This is a genomic window from Kitasatospora sp. NPDC092948, assembly GCF_044754805.1.
Taxonomy (GTDB): domain Bacteria; phylum Actinomycetota; class Actinomycetes; order Streptomycetales; family Streptomycetaceae; genus Kitasatospora.
On record NZ_JBIVPU010000005.1, the window covers coordinates 70,412 to 93,178 of the forward strand.

General features: G+C 73.6%; 20 protein-coding genes and 2 pseudogenes. 11 read left to right on the top strand and 11 right to left on the bottom strand.

Going from position 1 to position 22,767, the window contains the following annotated elements; genetic code table 11:
- Nucleotides 1-186 precede the first annotated feature (186 nt).
- Nucleotides 187-903 (top strand): hypothetical protein, encoded by a 717-nt coding sequence (locus ACIQF6_RS17255; RefSeq protein WP_400895512.1) that lies wholly within the window; start codon nucleotides 187-189, stop codon nucleotides 901-903.
- Here the strand turns inward: ACIQF6_RS17255 and ACIQF6_RS17260 are convergent.
- Nucleotides 898-1,376, bottom strand: a pseudogene (locus ACIQF6_RS17260) (transposase); the annotation flags it as partial. The gene ACIQF6_RS17255 and the pseudogene ACIQF6_RS17260 overlap by 6 nt on opposite strands.
- Before the next feature lie 59 nt (nucleotides 1,377-1,435).
- Here ACIQF6_RS17260 and ACIQF6_RS17265 point away from each other — a divergent pair.
- The 3 genes from ACIQF6_RS17265 to ACIQF6_RS17275 all read left to right on the top strand — a co-directional run bounded on the left by ACIQF6_RS17265 (nucleotide 1,436) and on the right by ACIQF6_RS17275 (nucleotide 2,826).
- Nucleotides 1,436-2,236 carry a DUF5984 family protein gene (locus tag ACIQF6_RS17265; RefSeq protein WP_400895514.1) on the top strand — a complete coding sequence of 267 codons (801 nt, stop codon included), beginning with the start codon at nucleotides 1,436-1,438 and terminating at the stop codon, nucleotides 2,234-2,236.
- 113 nt (nucleotides 2,237-2,349) lie between these two features.
- Nucleotides 2,350-2,517, top strand: a complete 168-nt coding sequence (locus ACIQF6_RS17270; RefSeq protein WP_400895517.1) for a hypothetical protein — start codon at nucleotides 2,350-2,352, stop codon at nucleotides 2,515-2,517.
- A gap of 15 nt (nucleotides 2,518-2,532) precedes the next feature.
- Nucleotides 2,533-2,826, top strand: a complete 294-nt coding sequence (locus ACIQF6_RS17275; protein WP_400895519.1) for a hypothetical protein — start codon at nucleotides 2,533-2,535, stop codon at nucleotides 2,824-2,826.
- A gap of 227 nt (nucleotides 2,827-3,053) precedes the next feature.
- Here the strand turns inward: ACIQF6_RS17275 and ACIQF6_RS17280 are convergent, their stop codons facing one another.
- Both ACIQF6_RS17280 and ACIQF6_RS17285 read right to left on the bottom strand, forming a co-directional pair.
- Nucleotides 3,054-3,608, bottom strand: coding sequence for a GNAT family N-acetyltransferase (locus ACIQF6_RS17280; protein ID WP_400895522.1), 555 nt, complete (start codon nucleotides 3,606-3,608; stop codon nucleotides 3,054-3,056).
- A 66-nt stretch (nucleotides 3,609-3,674) separates the two neighbouring features.
- A complete protein-coding gene (locus tag ACIQF6_RS17285) occupies nucleotides 3,675-4,019 on the bottom strand; it encodes a hypothetical protein (RefSeq protein ID WP_400895524.1) in 345 nt (114 codons plus the stop codon).
- 91 nt (nucleotides 4,020-4,110) lie between these two features.
- Here ACIQF6_RS17285 and ligA point away from each other — a divergent pair, with 91 nt between their 5' ends.
- Nucleotides 4,111-6,147, top strand: coding sequence for an NAD-dependent DNA ligase LigA (gene ligA / locus ACIQF6_RS17290; protein ID WP_400895526.1), 2,037 nt, complete (start codon nucleotides 4,111-4,113; stop codon nucleotides 6,145-6,147).
- 37 nt (nucleotides 6,148-6,184) lie between these two features.
- On the opposite strand, the gene ACIQF6_RS17295 is transcribed toward ligA, so the two are convergent.
- The 4 genes and pseudogenes from ACIQF6_RS17295 to ACIQF6_RS17310 all read right to left on the bottom strand — a co-directional run bounded on the left by ACIQF6_RS17295 (nucleotide 6,185) and on the right by ACIQF6_RS17310 (nucleotide 10,465).
- Nucleotides 6,185-6,886, bottom strand: a complete 702-nt coding sequence (locus ACIQF6_RS17295) for a TSUP family transporter (RefSeq protein ID WP_400895528.1) — start codon at nucleotides 6,884-6,886, stop codon at nucleotides 6,185-6,187.
- Nucleotides 6,883-8,352 (bottom strand): annotated as a pseudogene (locus ACIQF6_RS17300) (MFS transporter); the annotation flags it as partial. The gene ACIQF6_RS17295 and the pseudogene ACIQF6_RS17300, both read right to left, overlap by 4 nt.
- Nucleotides 8,298-9,143 carry an SDR family NAD(P)-dependent oxidoreductase gene (locus ACIQF6_RS17305; RefSeq protein ID WP_400895530.1) on the bottom strand — a complete coding sequence of 282 codons (846 nt, stop codon included), beginning with the start codon at nucleotides 9,141-9,143 and terminating at the stop codon, nucleotides 8,298-8,300. The pseudogene ACIQF6_RS17300 and the gene ACIQF6_RS17305, both read right to left, overlap by 55 nt.
- Nucleotides 9,140-10,465: a flavin-containing monooxygenase gene (locus ACIQF6_RS17310; RefSeq protein WP_400895533.1), complete on the bottom strand. Its 1,326-nt coding sequence runs from the start codon at nucleotides 10,463-10,465 to the stop codon at nucleotides 9,140-9,142. The genes ACIQF6_RS17305 and ACIQF6_RS17310 overlap by 4 nt, the downstream gene beginning before the upstream one ends.
- Before the next feature lie 133 nt (nucleotides 10,466-10,598).
- Between ACIQF6_RS17310 and ACIQF6_RS17315 the strand changes: the two genes are divergently transcribed.
- The 4 genes from ACIQF6_RS17315 (at nucleotide 10,599) to ACIQF6_RS17330 (ending at nucleotide 14,840) form a co-directional block, all read left to right on the top strand.
- Nucleotides 10,599-11,246, top strand: a complete 648-nt coding sequence (locus ACIQF6_RS17315; protein ID WP_400895536.1) for a TetR/AcrR family transcriptional regulator — start codon at nucleotides 10,599-10,601, stop codon at nucleotides 11,244-11,246.
- A gap of 285 nt (nucleotides 11,247-11,531) precedes the next feature.
- Nucleotides 11,532-12,950 (top strand): MFS transporter, encoded by a 1,419-nt coding sequence (locus ACIQF6_RS17320; protein WP_400895539.1) that lies wholly within the window; start codon nucleotides 11,532-11,534, stop codon nucleotides 12,948-12,950.
- Between the two features lie 376 nt (nucleotides 12,951-13,326).
- Nucleotides 13,327-13,803, top strand: a complete 477-nt coding sequence (locus ACIQF6_RS17325) for a hypothetical protein (RefSeq protein ID WP_400895542.1) — start codon at nucleotides 13,327-13,329, stop codon at nucleotides 13,801-13,803.
- 416 nt (nucleotides 13,804-14,219) lie between these two features.
- The gene (locus ACIQF6_RS17330) at nucleotides 14,220-14,840 is read left to right on the top strand and encodes a TetR/AcrR family transcriptional regulator (protein ID WP_400895545.1); all 621 of its coding nucleotides are present in this window, start codon (nucleotides 14,220-14,222) and stop codon (nucleotides 14,838-14,840) included.
- A gap of 7 nt (nucleotides 14,841-14,847) precedes the next feature.
- Here the strand turns inward: ACIQF6_RS17330 and ACIQF6_RS17335 are convergent, their stop codons facing one another.
- Together ACIQF6_RS17335 and ACIQF6_RS17340 are read right to left on the bottom strand one after the other, a co-directional pair.
- Nucleotides 14,848-15,237 (bottom strand): hypothetical protein, encoded by a 390-nt coding sequence (locus ACIQF6_RS17335; RefSeq protein ID WP_400895547.1) that lies wholly within the window; start codon nucleotides 15,235-15,237, stop codon nucleotides 14,848-14,850.
- A gap of 84 nt (nucleotides 15,238-15,321) precedes the next feature.
- Nucleotides 15,322-16,869, bottom strand: a complete 1,548-nt coding sequence (locus ACIQF6_RS17340; protein WP_400895550.1) for a helix-turn-helix domain-containing protein — start codon at nucleotides 16,867-16,869, stop codon at nucleotides 15,322-15,324.
- Nucleotides 16,870-17,126: 257 nt separating this feature from the next.
- Between ACIQF6_RS17340 and ACIQF6_RS17345 the strand changes: the two genes are divergently transcribed.
- Nucleotides 17,127-20,321, top strand: a complete 3,195-nt coding sequence (locus tag ACIQF6_RS17345; protein ID WP_400895553.1) for a M28 family peptidase — start codon at nucleotides 17,127-17,129, stop codon at nucleotides 20,319-20,321.
- A gap of 74 nt (nucleotides 20,322-20,395) precedes the next feature.
- Here ACIQF6_RS17345 and ACIQF6_RS17350 read toward each other — a convergent pair whose 3' ends face one another.
- On the bottom strand, nucleotides 20,396-21,235 hold the full coding sequence (locus ACIQF6_RS17350) for a hypothetical protein (RefSeq protein WP_400895556.1): 840 nt from the start codon (nucleotides 21,233-21,235) through the stop codon (nucleotides 20,396-20,398).
- Between the two features lie 156 nt (nucleotides 21,236-21,391).
- Here ACIQF6_RS17350 and lepB point away from each other — a divergent pair, with 156 nt between their 5' ends.
- A complete protein-coding gene (gene lepB / locus ACIQF6_RS17355; RefSeq protein ID WP_400895559.1) occupies nucleotides 21,392-22,129 on the top strand; it encodes a signal peptidase I in 738 nt (245 codons plus the stop codon).
- Here the strand turns inward: lepB and ACIQF6_RS17360 are convergent.
- Entirely contained in the window at nucleotides 22,122-22,763 is a 642-nt protein-coding gene (locus tag ACIQF6_RS17360) for a nucleotidyltransferase domain-containing protein (protein WP_400895561.1), read from the bottom strand. The two genes, lepB and ACIQF6_RS17360, sit on opposite strands and share 8 nt — an antisense overlap.
- Nucleotides 22,764-22,767 lie beyond the last annotated feature (4 nt).

The window sequence follows — 22,767 nt, forward strand, 5'->3', positions numbered from 1 at the left end:
AACTCTGCACGTCCATGGATACCCTCTCCGCGGGGCGGCGGCACCGGCCGTCCGCATCGGCGAGGAGGGGATCGACGTGGACACGGCCGCACCCGGGGTATCAGCACAACGGCTCGGCAGGACAAGGGAGATGACGGCGCGGCGGGCCGCCGGCGCGCGGGGGTCCGGCCGGGCGGGGGGCGGGCAGTGACCGGGCCCCGCCTCACCTCCGAGCCGGGAACGGCGGTCCGGGACCGTCTCGATCCGGTGCTCGCGGACCGGGTGACGGAGGCCCTGCTGCTGACCGGCCTGCCGGTGGCGCACGGCGGCCACGGCCCGGGCGTCCACCTGCTGCCGGACGGCGACGCGGTCGTGCTGCGCTGGCTCGCCTCGCCCCGGCTGGAGGACGCGGCGACGGCGGGCGGCGGGCCGAATCCGGCGGCAACGGCCCGTCAGCTGGTCGCCGACGCCGTCGAGAACGCGCTCGCCGAACTACTGCCCGCCCTCGGCCTCGACGCGGAACGCACCACCGTCCGCGGCGGCGCCGCCGACCGCCCGGCCGTCGCGCCGGGCACCCCGCCCGCCCCGGACACCCCGCCGGTGGACCCGGGCGTCCGGGCGGACGTCGTCGCGGCCGTCCGCCGCAGCGCGGCCCTGGCGGGCCTGCCGGTGGCGGCCCGTCCGGGCGGCGCGGGCATCACGCTCGGCAACGCGGCCGGCCTGGCCGACCTCGACTGGAACCCCTCCCCGCGTCTCCCCCGCCAGGACGGCGAGCTGCCGAACCCCCGCACCGCCGTCCAGAACGCCATGCGCCACGCCCTCGGCATCGCCCTCCGCGCCGGCGGCCTCGACCTCGCCTGGCACCGCCCCCCGGGCCGCCCGGCCCAACTCCGCGCCCAGGGCCCGTCCGAGCATCGCTCCTGACGGGCCCTGTCGACGCGGCGGGATCAGCGCAGGACGCCGAGGTCCTTCGGATCGGTGACGCCGTCGAAGGTCAGCGGGTGCCGGTCGGCGGTGACGGCGTACAGGTCGGGCCGCCCGTCTCCGTTGCCGTCGCCCGAGCTGCCCAGCGCGGGGAACTCGGCGTCCAGGACGACCAGGATCTCCGGGGCACCCTCCCGCCAGTGACCGACAGCGATCAACTTCTCCACCACGTCTCGGAGTTGGGCGGCCGTGCTGGCGGCGACGTCCGCGCCGGGCTCCAGCCGCACGGCGTTTAGGATCGCGGTCCAGGAGGTGCGGCCTGTCTCCAAGGCGGCGACGACCGAGTGCGGCCGGCCCGGGATCATCCGGTGCCCGTCCTCGCCCCGGCCGTAGGTGTGGCAGAACGAGCGGTCCGGCGCGGTGGCGGCGTCCGGCCGCAGCCACGGTGAGACGTCCACCGCCAGCGCCGGCCGACAGATTCGACGGGTGGTAACTCTGTTGACGATTGATCTTCAACGGGGACACTGGAGCGGTGATCCACGCTGAATCCGCGATTCGCTTCCGCTTCGGGCTGACCCCGCTGGACGAGGTGCGGCCGTGGGGTGCCGGGCATCCCGTGCTGCACTGGTTCGGCTTGACCGACGGCTGGTACTGCATCGACCTCGATGGCCATGAGGTGCTGCGATACACCGAGCGCACGGTGCGGGAACTCCGGAGCGACACTGACGGCGGGCAACCGTGTCCGTATGTGGACTACTACGTGGTCCGCCTGTGGGAGGACATGATCGAGCTCGTGTCGGAGGCGATGGAACCCGTGCCACCGGACCTGGTCGACATCGCGGCTGACATCTCGCCGGACTGGGCGTGGCAGGACGCGCCGGACGAAGCCGACGCCGCACTGGCCTGGCACAGCGCGGGCTTCCTGCGCACCGGTCATCTGCGAATCGCCCCGCGCGTCCGCTGCTGGCGCACCATCATCAGCGAGGCCGATACCGTGGCTCTGGCCTGGGAGCACCAGGCAGACCCGGCGGGCGTGATCGAGTTCGCCGGGCCGCAGACCGGCCGGGTGACGATGCCGACGAGTGAGTTCCTCGCAGCGGTCACCGATCTCGACCGGATGCTGCTGGCCGCGATGGACCAGCGCATCAGCGAGTTGGAGGAGTCGGCTCCGGTGCCTGGTGTCGAGCTGGACGTAACGGAATTGCGCCGCGAGCACCGGGACCGGGCGACCTGGCTGCAGCGCGCACGGAATCACGAACCAGGTACCGACTGGGAAGCCGTGCGGACCGGCTTGCGTACGCTCCTCGCCCCTGGGGTAGCGGCACAGGACTGAGACGGAAACCGGGCACCTGGTCAAGGCCGATGGTTAAACGGCAAGCTCAGACCCTGACCAATTCCAGTCGCCAGGTCCAGCCCCATTCCCCCGCGTTCCGCAACGAGGAGACCTTGGCTCGCACCTTGGCGCACGAGCGCTACCATCTACCGGAGCTCCGGGACGGACTTCCCTGTCCCCGCACCAGGGTGGAGGAGGACTTGTTCGAGGACCGGGCGTGCGCCTTCGAACAGGATCGGTGGGACAGCCACCCGCTCAACCCGGCCAATGCCAACAAGTGACGGGAAGCCAGGACTGTGAGCAATACCTGGGACGACTGGCAGGACGCTTTCGAGCGCTCCTACGACAGGCTCCCCGAAGCGCCGGTGGAAATCTGCCCGTCGTGCGGACTCGGGAAGGTCTCCCTTGCCTACATGGTGAAGAACGGATCCTCCGCGGGATCGGTGTTCGTGTGGTGCGACTCCTGCCTGAAAGGAATTGTCATCTCGCGAGCCGAAGTCCCGGAGGGTGTCACCCCACTGGAATTCGGAAGTCCTGAAAGCGGGCTGATTCCGAACTTCAGCGTGGTCCCGCCGGTGGGCCGGGAGTGAGGTGACCGGGCCCCGCCCCGCCTGCGCACAGCAGCGCCGGTCGCCATAGGGTCGGCCCACCCGGCCTGCCAGGTGTGTTGCGGGCTGCCACCCTCCGACGAGGGTGGCAGCCCTCGGCATGCGGGATCGACGGACCGTCAGCTCAGAGCGCGGCACCACCCCCCGGGCCGCCCGGCCCAGCTCCGCGCCCACGGGCACGCCACCCGCCCCTGACGCACCGCCGAGGGTCAGGGGCGTCGCGCGCTGCGGACGTGCAGGTGGCCCTCGTTCGGAAATGCGGGCGGCTGGGCGGGCAGGACCGCTTCGAGGCCGAAGCCGCACCGGTCGGCGACCCGGCAGGAGGCGTCGTTGCCGACGGCGTGGAAGAGCGACAGCCGCGCCACCGGCCGGGCGCAGCCCTCGGTCAGCACCCACGCGACGGCCGTCTCCAGCGCGCGCGAGGCCAGCCCGCGCCCGCGGCCCTCCGCGGCCGTCCAGTAGCCCACTTCCGCCGCGCCCCCGTCCGTGACGGTCACGGACACGTGACCGATCGGCGGCCCGAAGCCCGCGCCGCCGTCCTCCAGGACGGCGAAGGCGAAGCGGGTGCCGGCGTCCCAGCCCTGGCGCTGGCTGTCGATCCAGCGCCGGGCGCCGGCCTCGTCGTCGATCACGGCCGTCAGCCAACGGCGCATCGCGGGATCCCGGTGCGCGGCCACCAGGGCGTCGGCGTCGCCGGCCTCCCAGGGGCGCAGCCGCAGGGCGGGCAGGTGGGCAGGCGAGTCCACGGACAGCAGGACACTCACGACAAGATCTCCGATCAGCTCATCAGCCGATCAACCATACAAGCACGTATGCGTATTGACGGTCAGTCAGTCCCGGCTCACCCGGACGCCGCCGACCAGCCCCCAGGCCGCGACGTGCACGGTCGGGCCGCCGGAGACGGTCGGGCCGTCGTCGCTGACGCCGCCGAGCCGGATGCCGGTGACCTTGACCCGGACTTCGGGGCGCACCCGCAGGTGGAGGCCGCCGACCAGGCTGAGCTTGGTGATGCGGAGTTCGGCGCCGTCGGGGATCTCCACGTCGGTGAGGTCGATGTCGGCGCCGCCGACCAGTGAGGCGGTCAGGGTGCGGGTGTGGATCGCCTCGCCCTCCAGGCGGGTGCCGCCGATCAGGCTGATGTGCACGTCGGTTGTGTCGTTCTCCGGGTTGGTCATGGCCGTCACCTTAGGGAGTGCCGCCCGCCGGGCGGAAGTGGCCCGGACGGACCCGGGTCCGAATGTCAGTGCGGCCTTGAACAATGTGTACATGAACGACACCGCTCTGCTCTCCGCCGGCGACTACGCCGCTGCCGTCGCCACCGCCGTCGAGGCCGCGACCGCCTACTACGGCGACGGGTCCACCTCGCTGGGCGACGACGAGTACGACGCCCTGCTGCGGGCGATCGCCGGTTACGAGGAGGCACATCCGGGCGAGGCGCTGCCGCAGTCGCCGACCGGCAAGGTGGCGGGTGGCGCGGTGCAGGGCGACGTGCCGCACAGCGTGCCGATGCTGTCGCTGGACAACGTCTTCTCGGAGGAGGAACTCGCCGACTGGTCGGCCTCCTTGGAGCGCCGGCTGGGCCGCCCGGTGGCGGCCTGGTGCGTGGAGCCGAAGCTCGACGGGTTGGCCGTGGCGGCCCGCTACCGGGCGGGCCGGCTGCACCGGCTGATCACCCGCGGCGACGGCCTGGCGGGCGAGGAGATCAGCCACGCGGCGGGCGACGTGCTGGGCCTGCCGGCCGTCCTGAACGAACCGCTGGACGTCGAGCTGCGCGGCGAAGTGCTGTTCACCCGTGAGCAGTTCGACCGCGCCAACGAGGTCCGCACCGCGCACGGCGCGCTCCCGTTCGCCAATCCGCGCAACGGCGCGGCGGGCACCCTGCGCGCCAAGGACCGCCCGTACCGGGTGGAGTTGACGTTCTTCGCGTACGGCGCGGTCGGCTTCGAGGACGGCCTGGCGCACAGCGCGCTGCTGGCCCGGCTGGCCGAGCTGGGGGCGAACACCGCGGCGAGCACGGACGCGGCGCCGGAGCGCTGTGCGACGGTCGATCAGGTGCAGCAGCGGGTGGCGCAGATCGCGGCGCTGCGCGCGGCGCTGCCGTTCGGCATCGACGGCGTGGTGGTCAAGGCGGACGAGGCGGCGGACCGGCGCGAGGCGGGCAACGGCTCGCGGGCGCCGCGCTGGGCGGTGGCCCGCAAGCTGCCGGCCGAGCACAAGGTGACCACGCTGCTGGGCGTCGAGTGGAACGTGGGCCGCACCGGCATCATCGCGCCGCGGGCGGTGCTGGAGCCGGTGGTCATCGACGGCGTGACGGTGACGTACGCGACGCTGCACAACCCGGCCGACATCGAGCGGCGCGGGCTGATGCTGGGCGACCGGGTGTTCGTGCACCGCGCGGGGGACGTCATTCCGCGGGTGGAGGCGCCGCTGGTGGACCAGCGCACCGGCGCGGAGCGGCCGATCGTCTTCCCGGAGGCGTGCCCGCGCTGCGGGGAGGCGATCGACACCGGTGAGCAGCGCTGGCGGTGCAGCCGGGGCCGCAACTGCCAGGCGGTGGCGTCGATCATCTACGCGGCGGGCCGCGACCAGTTGGACATCGAGGGCCTGGGTTCGACCCGCGCGGTGCAGCTGGTCGAGGCCGGCCTGGTCACGGACCTGGCGGACCTGTTCACGCTGACGCGGGATCAGCTGGTGACGCTGGAGCGGATGGGCGAGACGTCGACGGTCAATCTGCTGGCGGCGATCGAGACGGCCCGGACGAAGCCGCTGCACCGGGTGTTCTGCGCGCTCGGCATCCGCGGCACCGGCCGCAGCATGTCGCGGCGGATCGCCGCGCACTTCGGTTCGATGGCGGCGATCCGCGCGGCGGACGCCGAGACGCTGGCGGCGGTGGACGGCATCGGCCCGGAGAAGGCCCGCCTGCTGGTGACCGAACTCGCCGAGCTGACCGACCTGTTGGACCGCCTGGCCGCGCAGGGCGTGGGCACGGCCGTCACCGAGCCGCAGGCCCCGGCGGCGGCCGACGAGCCCGCCGCGGCGTCGGGTGTGCTGGCGGGCGAGGCGGTGGTGGTGACGGGCAGCATGACGGGTCCGCTGGCGGCGCTGTCCCGCAACGAGATGAACGAGCTGATCGAGCGGGCCGGCGGCAAGGCCTCGTCGTCGGTGTCCAAGCGGACGACGCTGCTGGTGGCGGGCGAGAAGGCCGGCTCGAAGCGGGCGAAGGCGGAGGAGCTGGGCGTCCGGGTCGTCTCGCCGGACGAGTTCGCCGCGCTGGTCGCGGAGCACCTGCCGCAGCAGGACTGACGGGCCTCCCCCGCACTGGAATTGACGGATCGTCAGCTCAGAGCGCGGTGCCGATCAGGGCGAGCGCGCCGACGCAGGAGACGGCGAGCACGCCGGTGCGGGTGGCGGTGGGCGACAGGCGCGGGGCGAGCGCCATGCCGGTGGCCGCGCCGGCGGCGAGCGCGGCCACCGCGGGCCAGGACGGCAGGACGAGGCCGAGCACGGCCGCGGTGGCGATGTTCTGCACCAGGAAGAACGCGTGCAGGGTGGCCCGGGCCTCGCGCGCGGGCCACCCGGCGTTGGCGGCGTACAGGCCGACCGGGGGGCCGCCGACCCCGCCGATGACGTTCAGCGCGGCGCTGGAGAGGCCGCTGAGCCAGGCCCCGGCGGGGCGTTGCAGGAACGCCGAGCGCAACCCGCGGGCGAGCAGCGCGACGCCGGCCAGAACGCCGAGGCCGGCGGCGACGGCGAGCACCCGGGTGTCGGCGCCGCCGAGCAGCCGGGCGGCGACGGGGGTACCGAGCAGGGTGGGCAGCAGCAGCCGTCCGGTGTCCCGGGGGCGGGTGTGCCGCCAGTCCCGGGCGAGCGGCAGCAGCGAGGCGAGCACGGCGAGCAGCAGCACGGTGGGGACGGCGCGGTGCGGGCCGACGGCGGCGATCAGCGCGGGAGCGGCGATCAGCGAGAAGCCCATGCCGGTGGCGGCCTGCGCGAACGCGCCAAGTGCGACGGCCGCCACGGCGAGGGTTTCCGGTCCGGTCACGGGGTGCGGTCCAAGGTACATCGGCGCTGGAAGCACAGGGCGACGGCCATCAGTGCGGCGGGCAGGGCGGTGAATCCGAGCAGCAGCGCGTTCAGGGCGGTGCCGCTCTGCGCGGCGGGGTGGCCGCCGGTGCTGGAGACGAAGCCGCCGACGGCGAGGACGGCGGAGTACAGGTAGGGGCCGACGGCGGTGCCGGTGGCTTCGGTGGCGGTCCACACGCCGGTGTAGGCGCCGGCCTTGGACGAGCCGGCCTCCGAAGAGCCCGCCTTGGAGGCGCCGGCCTCCGAAGAGCCGGGCTTGGAGGAGCCGGTGGCGGCGGCCGTCGGCGAGCCGGCGGCGTTGACGGCGTCCGACAGCATGGAGAACGCGAACAGCTGGAGGCCGGAGAAGGCCAGGCCCATGGCCATCACCACAACGGCGGTGAGCGCGGTGCCCGCGGCGCCGGCCAGCAGCGCGCCGGGCAGCAGCGCGAGCGAGCCGGTGGCGAACACGGCCTGGGAGATCAGCAGTCCGCGCTGTTTGCCGATCCGCCGCGACCAGGCGGTCCAGGCGGGTCCGGCGAACATCGCGGGTCCGAGGAACAGGCCCATGAACAGCGCCGTCAACTTGGCGTTGTGGAACAGGTACTGGGTGACGTAGGGCAGCGCGGCCAGGAACAGGTGGGTGGTGGTGCCGGTGAACAGGTAGGACAGCACCAGGGCGCGGAAGTTGCGGTCCCGGCCGGCGATCCGCAGGTCGGCGAGGGTGGAGTGGCCGGCCCGCGGGTCGGGCGCGCGGAAGCCGCAGGCGTCGGTGAGGCGGCGGACGCCGACCAGGGCGACGGCGGCGGAGGCGGTCATGGCGACGGCCAGCAGCAGCGCCATCCGGGTGTAGTCGGCGCGCCCGCCGCCGGCCGCGAGGGCGGGCGCGGCGACGCCGGCGCCCAGCAGACCGATCGTCAGCAGGGCCATCCGGAACATGAAGACCCGGGTCCGCTCGTGGTAGCCGACGAGCAGGTCGGACGGGGTGGTGAGGTAGGGGACCTGGAACGCGGCGAACAGCAGGTTGCCGACGATCAGCCAGCCGCCGACCCAGAGCGCGGCGGGTGCGCCGGTCAGCGCCGGCGGCACGGTGAACATGGCGGCCATCGCGAGGCCGAGCAGCAGTCCGGTGCGCATCATCCGGCGGCGGTGGCCGTGGGTGCGGGCCTGCCGGTCGGAGCGGGAGCCGAGCAGCGGGTGCACCACGATGTCGACGATCTTGGGCAGCAGCAGGGCCAGGCCGGCCACCGCGGCGGGGACGCCGAGCACGTCGGTGAGGAAGTAGAGCAGCAGCAGCCCGGGCACGGTGACCCACACGCCCATGCCGACCGAGCCGGTGGCGTACAGGGTGAGGGTGCGGCGGCCGGCTCTCGGCGGGGCCTGAGGGTCCGTCACGGGGTGCTCCGGTGGCGGGCGGCGACGCCGGCGGCGAGCGGGGCGTCGTCGAAGGCACCGGCGGCGGCGCGCTTGGCGAGGGTGCCGCGGACGATCCGGTCGGTGAGCGCGGGCAGGTGCCGGGCGAGGAAGAACTCGACGGCGCCCTTGCGGGTGGTGGGAAGGTCGCGGCGGGCCCGGACGGCGAGCGCGGCGCGTTCGATCGTGTCGAGCACGCCGTCCAGCGGCTCGTACACGCTCATGCCGTCCAGCGAGAGCCCGGCGGCCTTGGTGGAGTCGTGGATGGGGCTGCGCACGGCGGACGGGTAGACGCAGGAGACCGTGACGTGGGTGCCGAGTTCGAGGCGCAGCGCGTCGGCGTAGGCGACCATGGCCCGCTTGGAGGCGCCGTAGGCGGCGGCCAGCGGGAGCTGCATGACGGCCATCCGGGAGGTGACCATGACGACCCGGCCGCGGGCGGCGACCAGGGCGTCGACGCAGGCGGCGGTGGTGCGCCAGGTGCCGAGCAGGTTGATCTCCAGCTGGCGGCGGACTTCGTCGCCGGGGGCGAGTTCGGCGGGGGCGGGGCCGCCGATGCCGGCGTTGTTGACCAGGATGTCGAGGCCGCCGAGGGTGTCGAGGGCTTCGGCGACGGCCGATTCGACGCTGGTGTCGTCGGTGATGTCGCAGCGCAGCACGGTGAACGGTTCGTCGCCGGTGGGGCGCAGGTCGAGGCCGACGACGTGGGCGCCGGCCCGGGTGAGGCGTTCGCCGAGGGAGCGGCCGATGGTGCCGGAGGCGCCGGTGATCAGTACGCGCCGGCCGCGCGGGTCCTGACGTCGATCGAACAGTCGGATCGTCATATCGCTGCCTTCGTGGTGGGGTTGGTGCGGGCGGCGCGGCGGGCGCCGGCCCGCAGTTCGCGCGGCACGGCGGCGGTGTACTGGTCGAAGTCGATCCGCATCATCGGCCGCTTGGCGCCCCAGCGGCGGACGGCGGCGGCGTGCATCCGCGCGACGTGGGCGCGCTGCTGCTCGGGGGCGGGCAGCGCGTAGCGGCCGGCCAGGTGGGCGGCGACCAACCTGCCCTGGGCCTCGACGACGGGGAGCGCGGCGCCGGTGGACTGCATCAGGCCGACGAAGCTCAGGGTGGGGTCGTCGAGGTGGAAGACCCGCTGGTAGAGCGGCAGCGCCTCGAGGTCGCCGCCGGTCCAGCGCTCGTCCAGGAACGGGACGGTGACGTGGTACCCGGTGGCCCAGACGATCACATCGACCCGGTCGGCGGTGCCGTCGGTGAACTGCACCCGGTTGCCGTCGAGCCGTTCGATGCCGGGGCGGGCCTCGATCTCGCCGTGGGTGAGGCGGTGCAGGACGGTGTCGCTGATGGTGGGGTGGTTCTGGAACAGCCCGCCGGCGGGCTTCGGCAGGCCGTACCGCTCGGGGGTGCCGACGGCCAGCCTCAGCACGGTCTGGGCGACGGCCTGCCGGATCCGCCACGGCAGCACGGCGAGCGCGCCGCCGGTGGCGTCGGCGGGGCGGCCGAACAGGTACTTGGGCACGATGTGGCTGCCGTGCCGGGCGGAGAGCAGCACCGGCCCCCGGGAGACGTACGAGGCGTCCACGGCGACGTCCATCGCGGAGTTGCCCATGCCGACGACCAGGACGCGCCTGTCCTTGTACGCGTCGGCGCCGCGGTGGTCGTGGGCGTGCAGCTGGACGCCGTCGAAGGCGCCGGGGTAGCCGGGGCTGGGCCACTTCGGGTCGCGGTTGTGGCCGTTGGCGACCACCACGGCGTCGTACTGCTCGGCGCCGGCCGCGGTCTCGACCTCCCAGTGCGTCCCGGCGCGCCGGACGGCGGTGACGTCGGCCCCGAACCGGATCCGCTCGGTGACGCCGAACCGGTGCGCGTAGTCGGCGAGGTAGCCGGCCACCTTGGCCGCCGACGGGTAGTCGGGCCAGTGCTCGGGCATCGGGTGGTCGACGAACTGCGTGCGGCCCTTGCTGGTGTTCAGGTGCAGGCTGTCGTACGCCGGTGACGTCCCGGCGCTGTCGTCGCCCGCCCACAGGCCGCCGACCCGGTCGCCGCGTTCCAGCACGGTGACGTCGAGGTCGTGGTCGAGCAGCGCCTTGGCCGTGGCGAGCCCGGCCGCGCCGGCGCCGATCACCGCCACCTTCGTGGAGCCCATGGCCGGGCCCTCCTCTCTGCGGAAGGCGCTCATTCAATCGAATGATGGAGGGAAGGGCAATGGTCTCTGACCTGGCTTTCTCATCTCCGTCACATGATTGAAACCGGCCCGACATGTCGGTAGCCTCGACCGTATGAGCACCCGGTCCGACGACAGTCCCCGTGAGCCCCGCGAGCGCATCCTGGCGACCGCCACCCGCCTGTTCGCCGAACGCGGGTACGACGCCACCAGTACCCGGGCGATCGGCGACGCGGTCGGGCTGAACATCGCCACCGTGGCCTACCACGTGGGCGCCAAGCCCGAGTTGTACCGCGAGGTGATGCGCCGGGCGCACCTGGCCCAGCGCGAGGTGGTGACGGCCGCCGTCCGCCGGCTGCACGCGTGCGGCTCCTTGCCCGAGGAGACCAGGGCGGCACTGCTCGCCTTCGTGGACGCCTACCTGTCGTTCTGCCTCGGCCACCCCGAGGTGCCGGCGCTGTGGATGCGCCGCTGGCTGGCCGAGGGCTCCGATCTGGCCGACATCGAGACCGAGTTCGCCGGCCCGCTGGTCGCCGAGGTCGCCGCGGCCGTCCGCGAGGTGCTCGACCGCGCCGGCCTGGGCGCCGGCGTGGACGTCGAGATGCTGGTCTTCACCATCGTCTGGACGTCCCACTCCTTCGGCCAGGCCGGCGTCATCGACCCGGCCGGCCGCCGCCTGGGCCCGCTCGACCTACCGGTCCTCGACCGCTTCCGCCGCCACCTGCACACGGTCGTCAACGGCGTGCTGGACCAGGCGTCCTGACGATTCGTCAGGCTTCTACGCCACCCAGGAGGCCCGGCCGGTCGCACCGTTGGCCGGCCCCGCCCGGGGCGTGACGCCCGCCCCTGCGGACACCGCCGACGAGCCCTTCTTCGCGGACGCCTCGCGGGCGTGTCGCGCGGGCACTGCACGGCCGCCGGCCCAACTGGCCCGACCGGACCGGGATTTCCCTCTCTCCGGATCAACCCGAACACGACTGTTCAACTTACCTGACTTTCTGCTATCCATTAACCCGTACACCACTGTTCGAGTTACGGGGGGTCCACCATGCACGGCACCGCGCACCACGCACCGTCCACCCACCCACCGGTCGCCGCACACCCGCGCCGTCGCCTGCTGCTCGGGGTGCTCTGCCTGGCCCAGTTCATGCTGGTCGTGGACGTCACGGTGATCAACGTCGCGCTGCCCGCGATCGGCGCCGACCTGCACCTCGGCCGCTCCGCCCTCACCTGGGCGGTCACCGCGTACACGCTCTGCTTCGGCGGCCTGATGCTGCTCGGCGGACGCCTGGCCGACGCGTTCGGGCCGCGCCGGACGCTGACGGCCGGTCTGCTCCTGTTCACCGCCGCCTCGCTGACAGCGGGCCTTGCCGACGGGCCCGTCCTGCTGCTGGCCGGACGCGCCGCCCAGGGCGTGGGCGCGGCGCTGGTCTCCCCGGCCGCACTGGCCGCACTGACCAGGGCGTTCGACGGCCCGGAGCGCACCAGGGCCCTGGGCGTGTGGGCGATGCTCGGTGGGATCGGCTTCGCCGCCGGCGCGATGCTCGGCGGGCTCCTCACGGCCGGCCCCGGCTGGCACTGGGTGTTCTTCGTCAACCTGCCGGTGGCCCTCGCCGTCCTCGCCGCCCTGCCCGCCCTGTTCCCGCCCACTCCCCCCGCCGCCGGCCGGCGGATCGACCTCCCGGGCGCCCTGCTGGTCACCGCCGCCACCGGCGCACTGGTCCTCGGCCTGGTCAACGCCGGTGACAGCGGCTGGGGTTCGGCGTCCGCCGTGCTGCCGCTGCTCGGCTCCCTCGCCCTCTACGGCCTGTTCGCGGCGGTCGAACGCCGGACGGACGCCCCGCTGATGGACGTCCGCATCCTGGCCCGCCGCCCGGTCGCCGCCGGATCACTGCTGATGCTGGTCGCCACCGCGCTCCTGCTCGGCCTGGTCTTCCTCGCCTCGCTCTATCTCCAGGACGTCCGCCGCCTCTCCGCCCTCGCCACCGGCGCCCTGGTCCTGCCGATGGCCGCGGGCACCGCCGTCGCCGCCCACCTGACGGGCCGCCGGCTGGCCCGCGCGGGCGTCCGCACCGTCGCCACCGGCGGCCTGCTGCTCGCCGCGGCCGGCATCGCCCTCCTCGCCTGCACCGACGGCCCGGCCTGGACGGTCGCCGGCCTCACCCTCGCCGCCTTCGGCATCGTCCCCGTCCTGGTCTGCGCGACCACCACCGCCCTCGGATTCGTCCCCCACGAGGAGGCGGGCCTGGCGTCCGGCGTGGTCAACACCTTCCACGAGGTCGGCGGCGCGATCGGCATCGCCGTCGTCTCCACCGCCGCCGCCCCGGGCATCGCCGCCCACACCTCCGCCGGCTTCCCCACCGCCCACCTCGCCCTCGCCACCACCGCCCTCCTACTGGCCGCCCTCACCCCCGCCCTGATCCCCCCTGGCCGCGCCGAACGCCCTGCGGGCATGCACGCCCACTGAGCACCTGCGCCCAAGGCCGTCGTGAGGTTCGGTCGAATCAGGAATCGAGAAGTCGCGGATTGGTGAGTCTGCCGTGCGCGCGACCGGTCGGGCCGGGACAAGATCGGGTTGGCTGGTTCGATGCCGCCGGCTCCGGAGCAGTCACGGTCGAACCTCGTTGAAATCGTCAAGGGCCTGTTGGACGGTCATCGCCAGGAACCCCGGATACGACCAACGGTCCTTCGGCTTCCCGAAGACACAGAAATGGACGAACTGGCCGGGCTCGGAACGGCGCCGGCACAGTGGTCGGGCCGCCCTCGAAGCCTGGCCAAGGCCAGGTCCTGGCCGGTGCGTCAATGCGCTGGCCTCGATGGAGCCGTGCGGCAATGATTCCCTGGTGTTCTACGAAGATCTGACCGAGTACGACTATCTGGCCGAGGACTCCTTCACGGACAGGGAGTCCGGCTTCTTCGCGCTTTGGTACCGCCCTGTCTATACCCGCCTGAACGTCGGCTGGCTGGAGGCCGGCCGGCCATATCCGACCGGCCCGGTCCCCGCTGGCTTCATCGAGAGGCTGGAAGCCGTCCAGAGGATCCAGTGGATGAACGAATGCCTCGGGACACACGAGTGCGACCTCTGTCCCGCAGGCGACGGCCCGGAAGGAAACGGAGAGGTGCGGATCCCGGGGCGGCCCGGGATCGCATACGCCGCGCCGTTCCTGGTCACCCACTACATCGCTGTCCACGGCTACCAGCCCCCAAGCGTCTTCGTCGACGCGGTTCTCGCGGTCGACATCGACGAATGGGCGGCCACACGCTGGCCCGACGTGCCGTTCCCTTGGGTCCCGGACGCGGTGGAACGCCTGCTGGAGTGATTACGGGTCGGTCGCGCGGCGACACTGAGGCACCATCACCGCAGACATGTCAGGGTGCCAAGCCGTCACGTCGAGGCAGCGGGCACGAGCTCGATGTTCGAATCTGGGGCCCCTGCCAGTGGTCAGGGAGCTTCACCAAGACCAGCGGCGCGAACCATGTCGATCGTGGGGATCGTGCTGTCGAGGATCACCTCCGTCGCGGGAGGGGGAGGGGGGAGCAAGCGACGTGATCATCACTACGGTGTGCGGCAGGACCTGTTGGGACGTGAACCGGCCGCGGGCCTGGTTCTCCACCACCGCGCGCAACAGGGTTACGGTCTCCGACGCCGGTGCCTGCTGTTCCCCTCCGGCCGCGGGTGGGAGACCTCCCGGTGCCACCCGTCCGGGGCGGCGAGCGACGGGCCTAGACTCCCCTCATGGACTCCGACCAGCGCCGAGCCCCCGCCGCGTCCGCCCGGCGGGGCGGATCCGGGCAGCCCCGGCGGGCCGATGCCGAGCGCAGTATCGCCGCGATCCTGGCTGCGGCCGCCGGCTGCTTCGCCCGCGACCCGCAGGTCAGTATGGGCGAGATCGCGGCTGCGGCGGGCGTCGGCCGGGTCACGCTCTATGCGCATTTCCCGTCGCGGGAGGCGCTGCTCGGCGAGTTGATGGACCGTGCGCTGCGGGAGGTCACCGCGACCGTCGCGGCCCAGCGGCTCGACCGCGAGCCCGCCGATCGCGCCCTGTCCGCGCTGCTGCGCTCGTCCTGGCACCTGCTCGACCGCAACCTGCGGATGCTGCACGCCGCCCGGCGCGCGCTGCCCGCGGAGACCGTCGAGGACCGGCACGCCGACATCCTCGCCACCGTCGGGCGGTTGATCACCCGCGGGCAGGACGAGGGCGTCTTCCGCGCCGATCTGCCCGCCCACTGGCTGGTCACCAGCGTCTACACGCTGATCCTCGCCGCGGGCGACCAGGTCGAGTCCGGCCGCTTCACCTCGGCCGAGGCGCTGGCCGCCCTGGAGGCGACCGTTGCCCCGGCCCTGCGGAGTGCCTGACGGGGTGTCAGTGGTCGTCGCGCGGGCGGTCCCACTCGTCGTCGAACTCCTCCGGGCCGTACTCGGCCTCGTTCTGCTCGCGCAGCTTCCGGGCCCGCTTCTCGGACTCCGCACGGTCCTCCGGCGACAGGTTCTCCGCCGCGCTCCGCATCTCGTCGAGCCGCGCCCCGATCGCCGACAGGTAGCGGTCGGACTCCACCACGTCCCGCATCCCGATCCGGCCGCTCAGCACCGCCCGGGCCATCTGCTGCAGCTCCGGGCCGACGCTGTCCGTCCTGGCGATCGTCCGCAGCGCCCGGTGCAGTTCCGCCGCCTGTGCCGGGTTGTCCGCGACGTCGAGCAGCTCGTCGTCCGAGATCTCCGGAACGTCCGGCTCGCGACCGTCTGCTGCGCCCATGGCTGCCGTCCCCCTCGGAGTCGATGAATCAGCCGATCATAGTCGCCGCCCGGGCCGCCCGGGCCGCCCGGCAGGACGCCTGTGTCAGATCGCGGCGCCGAGCCGGGCCGCCGCCTCGGTGGCGGCGTGTCCCCAGCGGGGGGCGCCGGCGGTGAGGCGGGCGCGCAGGCCGCGCAGTTCGTGGCGGACCAGGGCGGGGAGCGCGGCGGGCGGGGTGTCGAGGAGCGGGGCGAGGGTGGCGACGGCGGTGTGCGGGTCGTCCTGGCAGAGGTGGCAGTCGGCGATGCGGGCGGTCAGCATGGCACGGGCGGCGGGGAGTTCGCCGGTGCCGAGCAGGCCGAGCGCGGTGTGTGCGGCGGCCAGTGCGCGGCGGGCGAGGCCGGGGTCTCCGCTCGCGGCGGCGAGGTCGCGCAGGGCGGCGGCGGACCCGGATTCGATCCGCATCCGCAGGGCGGCCGGGGTGAGCCAGGGGACCAGGAAGGGGGCGTCCTCGGGCTGGTCGAGGTGGAGCCGGGCCCGGCCGAGGTGGCGGACGGTGGCCCGGACGTCGCCGGCCAGGGCGGTCGCCCGGGCCTCGCCGATCTGGGAGAGCGCGCCGGACCAGTGGTGTCCGGGCGCGGCGTGGCGGATCTCCCGGGCGTAGTCGCGGGAGGAGAACGGGTCGTCGTCGAGCAGGCCGAGCACCGCCATGTCGCTGAGCGCGGCGACCTGGGTGGCGGGGTCTCCGGCGAGTGCGGCCCAGCCGACGGCGCGGTCGAAGCAGGCCATCGCGGTGGCGGGGCGTCCGCCGTGCAGGCGCAGGCTGCCCGCGGCGTGGGCGTGTTCGGCGGCGAGGCGGGCCAGGACGCGGCGGTGCCGGGTGGGGGCGTCGGCGAGCCGGGCGACCACGGCGCGCAGCGTGGCCTCGATCACCGTGCCGGGGCCGCGTTCGCCCATCGCCCGTTCCGCGCTGTGGAGTTGGGCGCCGAGGACGGCGGCGAGGGCGTGCACGGTGTCGGTGTCGAGCGGCGCGGCGGGGTTGTCGCAGAACGCCGCGTGCAGCGCCAGCACCGCGGCGGGGGGCGGGAGTTGGCAGCCGGCGGCACCGTGCAGCGGGCACTGAAGGTCGTGATGGGGCAGCCGGTCGGGGCAGTGCTCGACCATCGCGAGGGTGCTCGTCGCACTGTCGCCGGGCGGCAGCGGGGGGCGCAGCAGGTGGGCGGGGAGCGCGGGGCGGTCGGCCTCGGCGGTTTCGGCGCGTCCGTAGCAGCGGGTCAACTCTCCGCTGGTGGAGAGGAGTTCGTCGAGCCGTCGGACGAGTCGGGGGGTGGCGCGGCGGGCGCCGTGTTCGAGTCGGCTGACGGCGGTGTGGTCGTAGCCGACGGCGGCGCCGAGTTGGGCCTGGGTCCAGCCGGCGTTGCGGCGCCAGTGGCGCAGCAGGGCGCCGAACTCCTGCCATCCGCCGCTGCTGCCGAGGGAGCCGCTGCCGAGGCTGCCGCCGCCATTGCCGAGTGAGCCGCCGCTGCTGCCGAGGCCACCGCTGCCGCCGGTGCCGAGGCCACTGCTGCCGGTGCCGGTGCCGGTCGCGCCGCCGACGCCACTGCCGATGCCGCTGCTGCCCGGTGTCGTGACCGGGCCGGTTGCGCCCAGCATTCGCCGCTACCTCCCCGATGGCTCCGCCGCGCCCGCCCGTACGGGGGGCGGTATCGAGACGGTACCAATCGACCCCGGCCGCGTACATGGCGTGGTCTGTACCTGTTGTTTGCCAACTTCGTTCGAGGTCGGGCCATTTGACGGAACTTGCCAGCTCTTTGTGGGCCCTGTCAGCCCCGTTGACCGGGGCATGGCGACGGTGTGAGGGTTCCGGGCACCCCCACACCCGTGGCACCCCCACACCATAGGAGCTCTGAATGAAACGCAGATTGCTGACCGCCGGTACCACCCTGGCCGTGCTGGGCGGCATGCTGGGCGGTTTCGCCGGTCAGGCAGCTGCCTCGCCCACGCCCGCTCCGCTCGCGCCCACCCCACTGGCCGCGGCGGTCTCGGCGGCGGATCTGGCCGCGTCGGCCGGCCTGGACTCGCTGGCCAAGGGGCCTGACGAGTCGTACGAGCGGCAGTCCGTCACCCCGTTCCTGGGCGGCGACCTGTACTCGGTGTCGTACCAGCGCACCTACAAGGGCCTGCCGGTGGTCGGCGGCGACGCGGTGGTGCTCGCCGACGGGCAGGGCAAGGTCCGGTCGGTGCAGAACGCGAAGTCCGGCCCGGTCGGGGTTCCGACGAAGGCGAAGGTGAGCGCCGCGGCCGCGGAGCAGACCGCGCGCAAGCAGCTGGCGAAGGTCGACTCGGCCGACGCCCCGCGCCTGGTGGTGCGGGTCAAGGACGGCTCCTCGCGGCTGGCCTGGGAGTCCGTGCTGACGGGTTCGACCGGTGAGGCGCCCAGCCACCTGCACGTGTTCGTCGACGCGATCACCGGCGAGGTCGCCGACAGCTACGACGACGTCGAGGCCGGCACCATCAACAGCAAGTGGAACGGCCCGGCGCCGCTGACCATCTCCACCACCAGCTCGGGCGGCACGTACTCACTGCGCGACCCCAGCCGTCCCGGTCTGAGCTGTTCCGACTACTCGACCGGCCAGGTGTTCAGCAAGTCCTCCGACTCCTGGGGCACGGGCAACCCGACCTCGAAGGAGACCGGGTGCGGCGACGCGATGTTCGCGGCGCAGCAGGAGTGGAACATGCTCCGCGACTGGCTGGGCCGCAACGGCCACGACGGCAACGGCGGCAGCTGGCCGGTGAAGGTCGGCCTGAACGACGTCAACGCGTACTGGGACGGCACGTCCGTCTCGATCGGCCACAACAACGCGAACGAGTGGATCGGCGCGATGGACGTGGTGGGCCACGAGTTCGGCCACGGCATCGACCAGTACACGCCGGGCGGCGCGAACAACGAGGCGGGCCTGGGCGAGGGCACGGGTGACATCTTCGGCGCGCTGACCAAGGCGTACGTCAACGAGCCCGCGCCGTTCGACTCCCCGGACTACGCGGTGGGCCGGGCGATCAACCTGGTCGGGCAGGGCCCGATCCGGATCATGTACAACCCGTCGCAGATATCGGGCAACCCGAACTGCTACTCGGCGTCCATCCCGAGCACCGAGGTGCACGCGGCGGCCGGCCCGCTGAACCACTGGTTCTACCTGCTGGCGGAGGGCTCGAACCCGACCAACGGCCGGCCGACCAGCCCGACCTGCAACTCCTCCACGGTGACCGGCGTCGGCATCCAGAGCGCGGGCAAGATCTTCTACGGCGGCATGCTGCTGAAGACCAGCAGCATGACGTACAAGAAGTACCGCACCACGACCCTGACGGCGGCGAAGAACCTCGACGCCACCTGCAACCTGTTCAACCGCACCAAGGCCGCCTGGGACGCCATCAGCGTGCCGGCCCAGACCGGTGACCCGACCTGCGCCGCCACCCCGACCAGCGACTACTCGCTGGCGCTGAGCCCGTCCGCGGGCACCGTGCAGCAGGGCGCGTCGACCACGGCGACCGTCTCCACCGCCGTCACCTCCGGTTCCGCGGCGGCCGTTTCGCTGTCCGTCAGCGGCGCGCCGACCGGCACCACCGCGACGGTCTCCCCGTCGAGCGTGCAGTCCGGCGGTTCGGCGACGCTGAACATCAACGTCGGCGCGAGCACCCCGGCGGGCAGCTACACGCTGACGGTGACCGGCTCCGGCCCGGCCACCCACACCGCGCAGTACCAGCTGACGGTGAGCGGCGGCGGCAACCCGGGCGGTCCGGCGCCGCACATCGACGTCACCAAGGTGCAGGCCGACCTGAGCCAGCTGTACACCATCGCGCAGCAGAACGGCGGCAACCGCCGGGCGGGCTCCGCCGGTTACACGCAGTCGGTGGCGTACATCAAGGGCAAGCTCCAGGCGGCGGGCTACACCGTCACCGAGCAGACCTGCACCTCCTGCACCTACTCCTCGAACAACCTGATCGCCGACTGGCCGGGCGGCCCGTCCGACCAGGTCACCATGCTCGGCGCGCACCTGGACTCGGTCTCGGCCGGCCCGGGCATCAACGACAACGGCTCCGGCTCGGCCGTGCTGCTGGAGAACGCGCTCGCGCTGGCGCAGCAGAACCCGACGATGAGCAAGCACGTCCGGTTCGCCTGGTGGGCCGGCGAGGAGCAGGGCATGCAGGGCTCGGCGTACTACGTGGGCCAGCTGTCCTCGACGCAGCGCTCGGCGATCAAGGGCTACTACAACTTCGACATGATCGGCTCGCCGAACGCGGGCTACTTCGTCAACAACCTCACCTCGGCCGCCGCGGCCCCGCTGAAGGCGTACTGGGACTCCCTCAGCCTCCAGCCGGAGGAGAACGTCGAGGGCCAGGGCCGTTCCGACGACTACTCGTTCCAGCAGGCCGGCATCCCGACCTCGGGCTACGCGGCGGGCGCCGACGCCGTCAAGACGTCCGCGCAGGCCGCCAAGTGGGGCGGTACGGCGGGCCGTTCGTACGACTCCTGCTACCACCAGTCGTGCGACACCACGTCCAACGTCGACGCGACGGTGCTGACCCGCAACGCCGACGGTGTGGCGTACGCGATCTGGCAGACCTCGGTGGGCGGCACCACCACGCCGACCAACGACTTCAGCGTCTCGGTGAACCCGGCCACCGCCACCGTCCAGGCCGGCTCGTCGGCGAGCGCGACGGTCTCCACCGCGACCACCTCGGGTTCGGCGCAGAGCGTGTCGCTGACCGCGAGCGGCGCGCCGTCCGGCACCACCGTCTCGTTCAGCCCGTCCACCGTCTCCAGCGGCGGCAGCTCGTCCCTGACGGTCGCCACCTCGGCCTCCACCCCGGCCGGCACCTACACCATCACCCTGACCGGCGCCGGCGCCTCGGCCACCCACGCCACCTCCTTCACCCTGGTGGTGAACGGCGGCGGCAGCGGCGGCACCACCTGGGCCGCGGGCGTCAACTACAACGTGGGTGACGTGGTCACCTACAACGGCGTCAGCTACCGCTGCCTGCAGGCGCACCTGTCGCAGAGCACCTGGACGCCGGACGTGGTCCCCGCCCTCTGGCAGCGCGTCTAGCCTCGGGGCACGGCGGGCGGTGTCGCGGCCGGTTGGGGGACGGGCCGCGGCACCGCTCGCTTTTCGACGTACCGTCAGGCGGGCAGCCGCGCGGCGGCGACCCCGGCCTGGTACTCGCCGAAGCACCAGCCCAGGACGAGCGAGCCGCCGGCCGCGTCCAGGACGTCGCTCCACGGCCAGTGCTCGGAGCCGGTGCAGCAACCGCCCTCGCTGCGGGCGTCCTCCGCGGAGCGGCACAGCAGCCGCAGGTGGTGGCGCAGCCCGGGGTGCGCGACCGTGTCCAGCCGCTTCTCCCAGGGTTCGGCGGCGGGGCGGTCGCTGCTGACGTCGTGCCTGGTCACCAGGTGTTCGGGGCCGCGGTCGGTGAAGGTGGCGGCCCGCAGCGCAGCGTGCAGGGCGCCCTCGGTGGCGACGCACAGGACGACGGTCAGCCAGTGGTTGAGCGGCGTCGCCCCCTGGCCGGCCAGGTCGAGCCCGTGGCGGCGCAGCAGCGGCCCCAGGTCCGCGCCGCGCACCACCGCGCCGTCGGAGGCGTCCAAAGTGGCGACGGCGAGCAGGTCGGTGACGAAGGCGTCGTCGAACGGCCTCGGTCCCTTGTGGCCGTCCGCGCCCCAGGCGCCCGTCGCGGCGAGCAGGTCGGGGTCGAAGCGGAACAGTGACGCGCTCAGGTCGAACCGCCAGTTCCACGGGGAGAACGGGTGGGGTCCGTCCGGGTCCGGCAGGTAGGTCGGCTCCGGGTCCGTCAGGGCGTCTGCGGTGGCCCAGGAGTTGGGGAACAGGAACTCGTCGAGGGTCTCCGAGGCGTAGTACGCCCCGTACCGGGCGGCGGGGTCCGCCGCTGCCGCCGCTGTCGCGTCCTCGCCGAGCAGGGCCGCGAAGGCCTCGGCCAGTGCGGTGTCCCAGTCGTTCGTCACGGGGTGCGCCTCTCTTTTCCTGTCCGCCACGGGAGTTGACGCACCGTACCGGGCGCCGCCGACAGGCGCTTACGTCCCCCCGACGGGCCGGGTCCGTACGATGGCGACCGGCCGGGTCCGCGCGGCCTGTCCGGCCTCCGGGGGAAGGGTCGTCCGATGTCCTACCGCTCCGCGCTGCTCGCGTCCGCCTCGGCCCGGCTGCGGGCGGGGACCGCTGCCGACCGGCCCGCGCGTCGGCGGCGCTCCGCGCTGCGCGGGCTGGTGGTGCCGGCGGCGGTGGCACTGGTGCTGGCGTTCGTGCTGAAGACCTTCGTGTTCCAGGTGTTCGTCATCCCGTCGGGCTCGATGATGGGCACGCTGCAGAAGGGCGACCGGGTCGCCGTCGACAAGTTCAGCCCCTGGCTCGGCGAGACCCCGCAGCGCGGCGAGGTGGTGGTCTTCCGCGATCCGGGCGGCTGGCTCACCTCCGCGCCGGACACCGGGGGCGTCGTCGGCGGCGTTCGCAACGCGCTGAGCTGGGTCGGGCTGGCGCCGTCCGCCAACGAGAAGGACCTGATCAAGCGGGTGATCGCGGTCGGCGGCGACACCGTCGACTGCCGCGCCGGCCACCCCCTGACCGTCAACGGCACCGTCCTGGACGAGCCGTACCTGTACCCCGGCGCGACGCCCTGCGACGACTTCCCCGTCGGCACCGTCACCGTCCCGCCCGGGCACCTATGGGTGATGGGCGACCACCGCAACGACTCCGCGGACTCCCGCTTCCAGCAGCTCCACAACCCCGGCGGCGGCTTCGTCCCCACCGACCACGTCCTCGGCCGCGCCCGCGTCCTGCTCTGGCCGCTCCCCCGCTGGGCGTCGCTGCCCGTCCCGCCGACCTTCCACCGCGTCAGCTGACGGCCGTCCGCTCCAGCCAGGGGTGGCCGGGGTGGACCCGGGCCAGCCAGCCGGCCAGGGCGCGGCGGCGGGCGGGCGACAGGTGGGGCAGCACGAGGTCGAAGTCGGCCTGGTCCTTGGGGCGGACGGCCTTCGCCTTGAACAGCAGGACCAGTTCGGGCCGCAGGTACGGGATGCCGGTGGCGGTGCGCTCGACGACCTCGGGGTAGGGCAGCCGCAGCGTCTCGTCGCGACGGCAGATCCACGTCGTCCCGTCGTGCGGCTCCCGGAACACGTCGAACCGCCACCGGCCGCTCGCCGCCTCCCGGGCCCAGGTCTGGTGCGTCGCGGCGAGCGCCTCCGGCCCGGCGGCGGGCCACACCGTGCCGGAGCCGACCGCGTCGAACGCCAACTCGGGGAACCGGCCCCGCACTTCGTCGAACGCGGCGGCCGGCACCGCGATCTCCAGGTCCCCGTGCGGCCTGGTCTCCCGCCCGAGGAACAGTTCCAGCGCCCACCCCGCCGCCACACACCACGGCGCATCCAGCCCGGCCAGCCGCGGCGCAACCTGCTCGGGCCGCCAGGGCTCCGCCCACCCGGCGGCGATCTCGGCGTCATCGGGCCGGTGGCCGCCCGGCGGTTCGGTGTCGGTCATGCCC

What these genes read in the sequence shown, in the direction of transcription:
- ACIQF6_RS17320 (WP_400895539.1), top strand. Translation starts at nt 11,532, where the DNA reads ATGCACGGCACCGCGCACCACGCACCGTCCACCCACCCACCGGTCGCC.
- ACIQF6_RS17305 (WP_400895530.1), bottom strand. Translation starts at nt 9,143, where the DNA reads ATGACGATCCGACTGTTCGATCGACGTCAGGACCCGCGCGGCCGGCGC.
- lepB (WP_400895559.1), top strand. Translation starts at nt 21,392, where the DNA reads ATGTCCTACCGCTCCGCGCTGCTCGCGTCCGCCTCGGCCCGGCTGCGG.
- ACIQF6_RS17345 (WP_400895553.1), top strand. Translation starts at nt 17,127, where the DNA reads ATGAAACGCAGATTGCTGACCGCCGGTACCACCCTGGCCGTGCTGGGC.
- ACIQF6_RS17315 (WP_400895536.1), top strand. Translation starts at nt 10,599, where the DNA reads ATGAGCACCCGGTCCGACGACAGTCCCCGTGAGCCCCGCGAGCGCATC.
- ACIQF6_RS17310 (WP_400895533.1), bottom strand. Translation starts at nt 10,465, where the DNA reads ATGGGCTCCACGAAGGTGGCGGTGATCGGCGCCGGCGCGGCCGGGCTC.
- ACIQF6_RS17360 (WP_400895561.1), bottom strand. Translation starts at nt 22,763, where the DNA reads ATGACCGACACCGAACCGCCGGGCGGCCACCGGCCCGATGACGCCGAG.
- ligA (WP_400895526.1), top strand. Translation starts at nt 4,111, where the DNA reads ATGAACGACACCGCTCTGCTCTCCGCCGGCGACTACGCCGCTGCCGTC.
- ACIQF6_RS17335 (WP_400895547.1), bottom strand. Translation starts at nt 15,237, where the DNA reads ATGGGCGCAGCAGACGGTCGCGAGCCGGACGTTCCGGAGATCTCGGAC.
- ACIQF6_RS17340 (WP_400895550.1), bottom strand. Translation starts at nt 16,869, where the DNA reads ATGCTGGGCGCAACCGGCCCGGTCACGACACCGGGCAGCAGCGGCATC.
- ACIQF6_RS17330 (WP_400895545.1), top strand. Translation starts at nt 14,220, where the DNA reads ATGGACTCCGACCAGCGCCGAGCCCCCGCCGCGTCCGCCCGGCGGGGC.
- ACIQF6_RS17285 (WP_400895524.1), bottom strand. Translation starts at nt 4,019, where the DNA reads ATGACCAACCCGGAGAACGACACAACCGACGTGCACATCAGCCTGATC.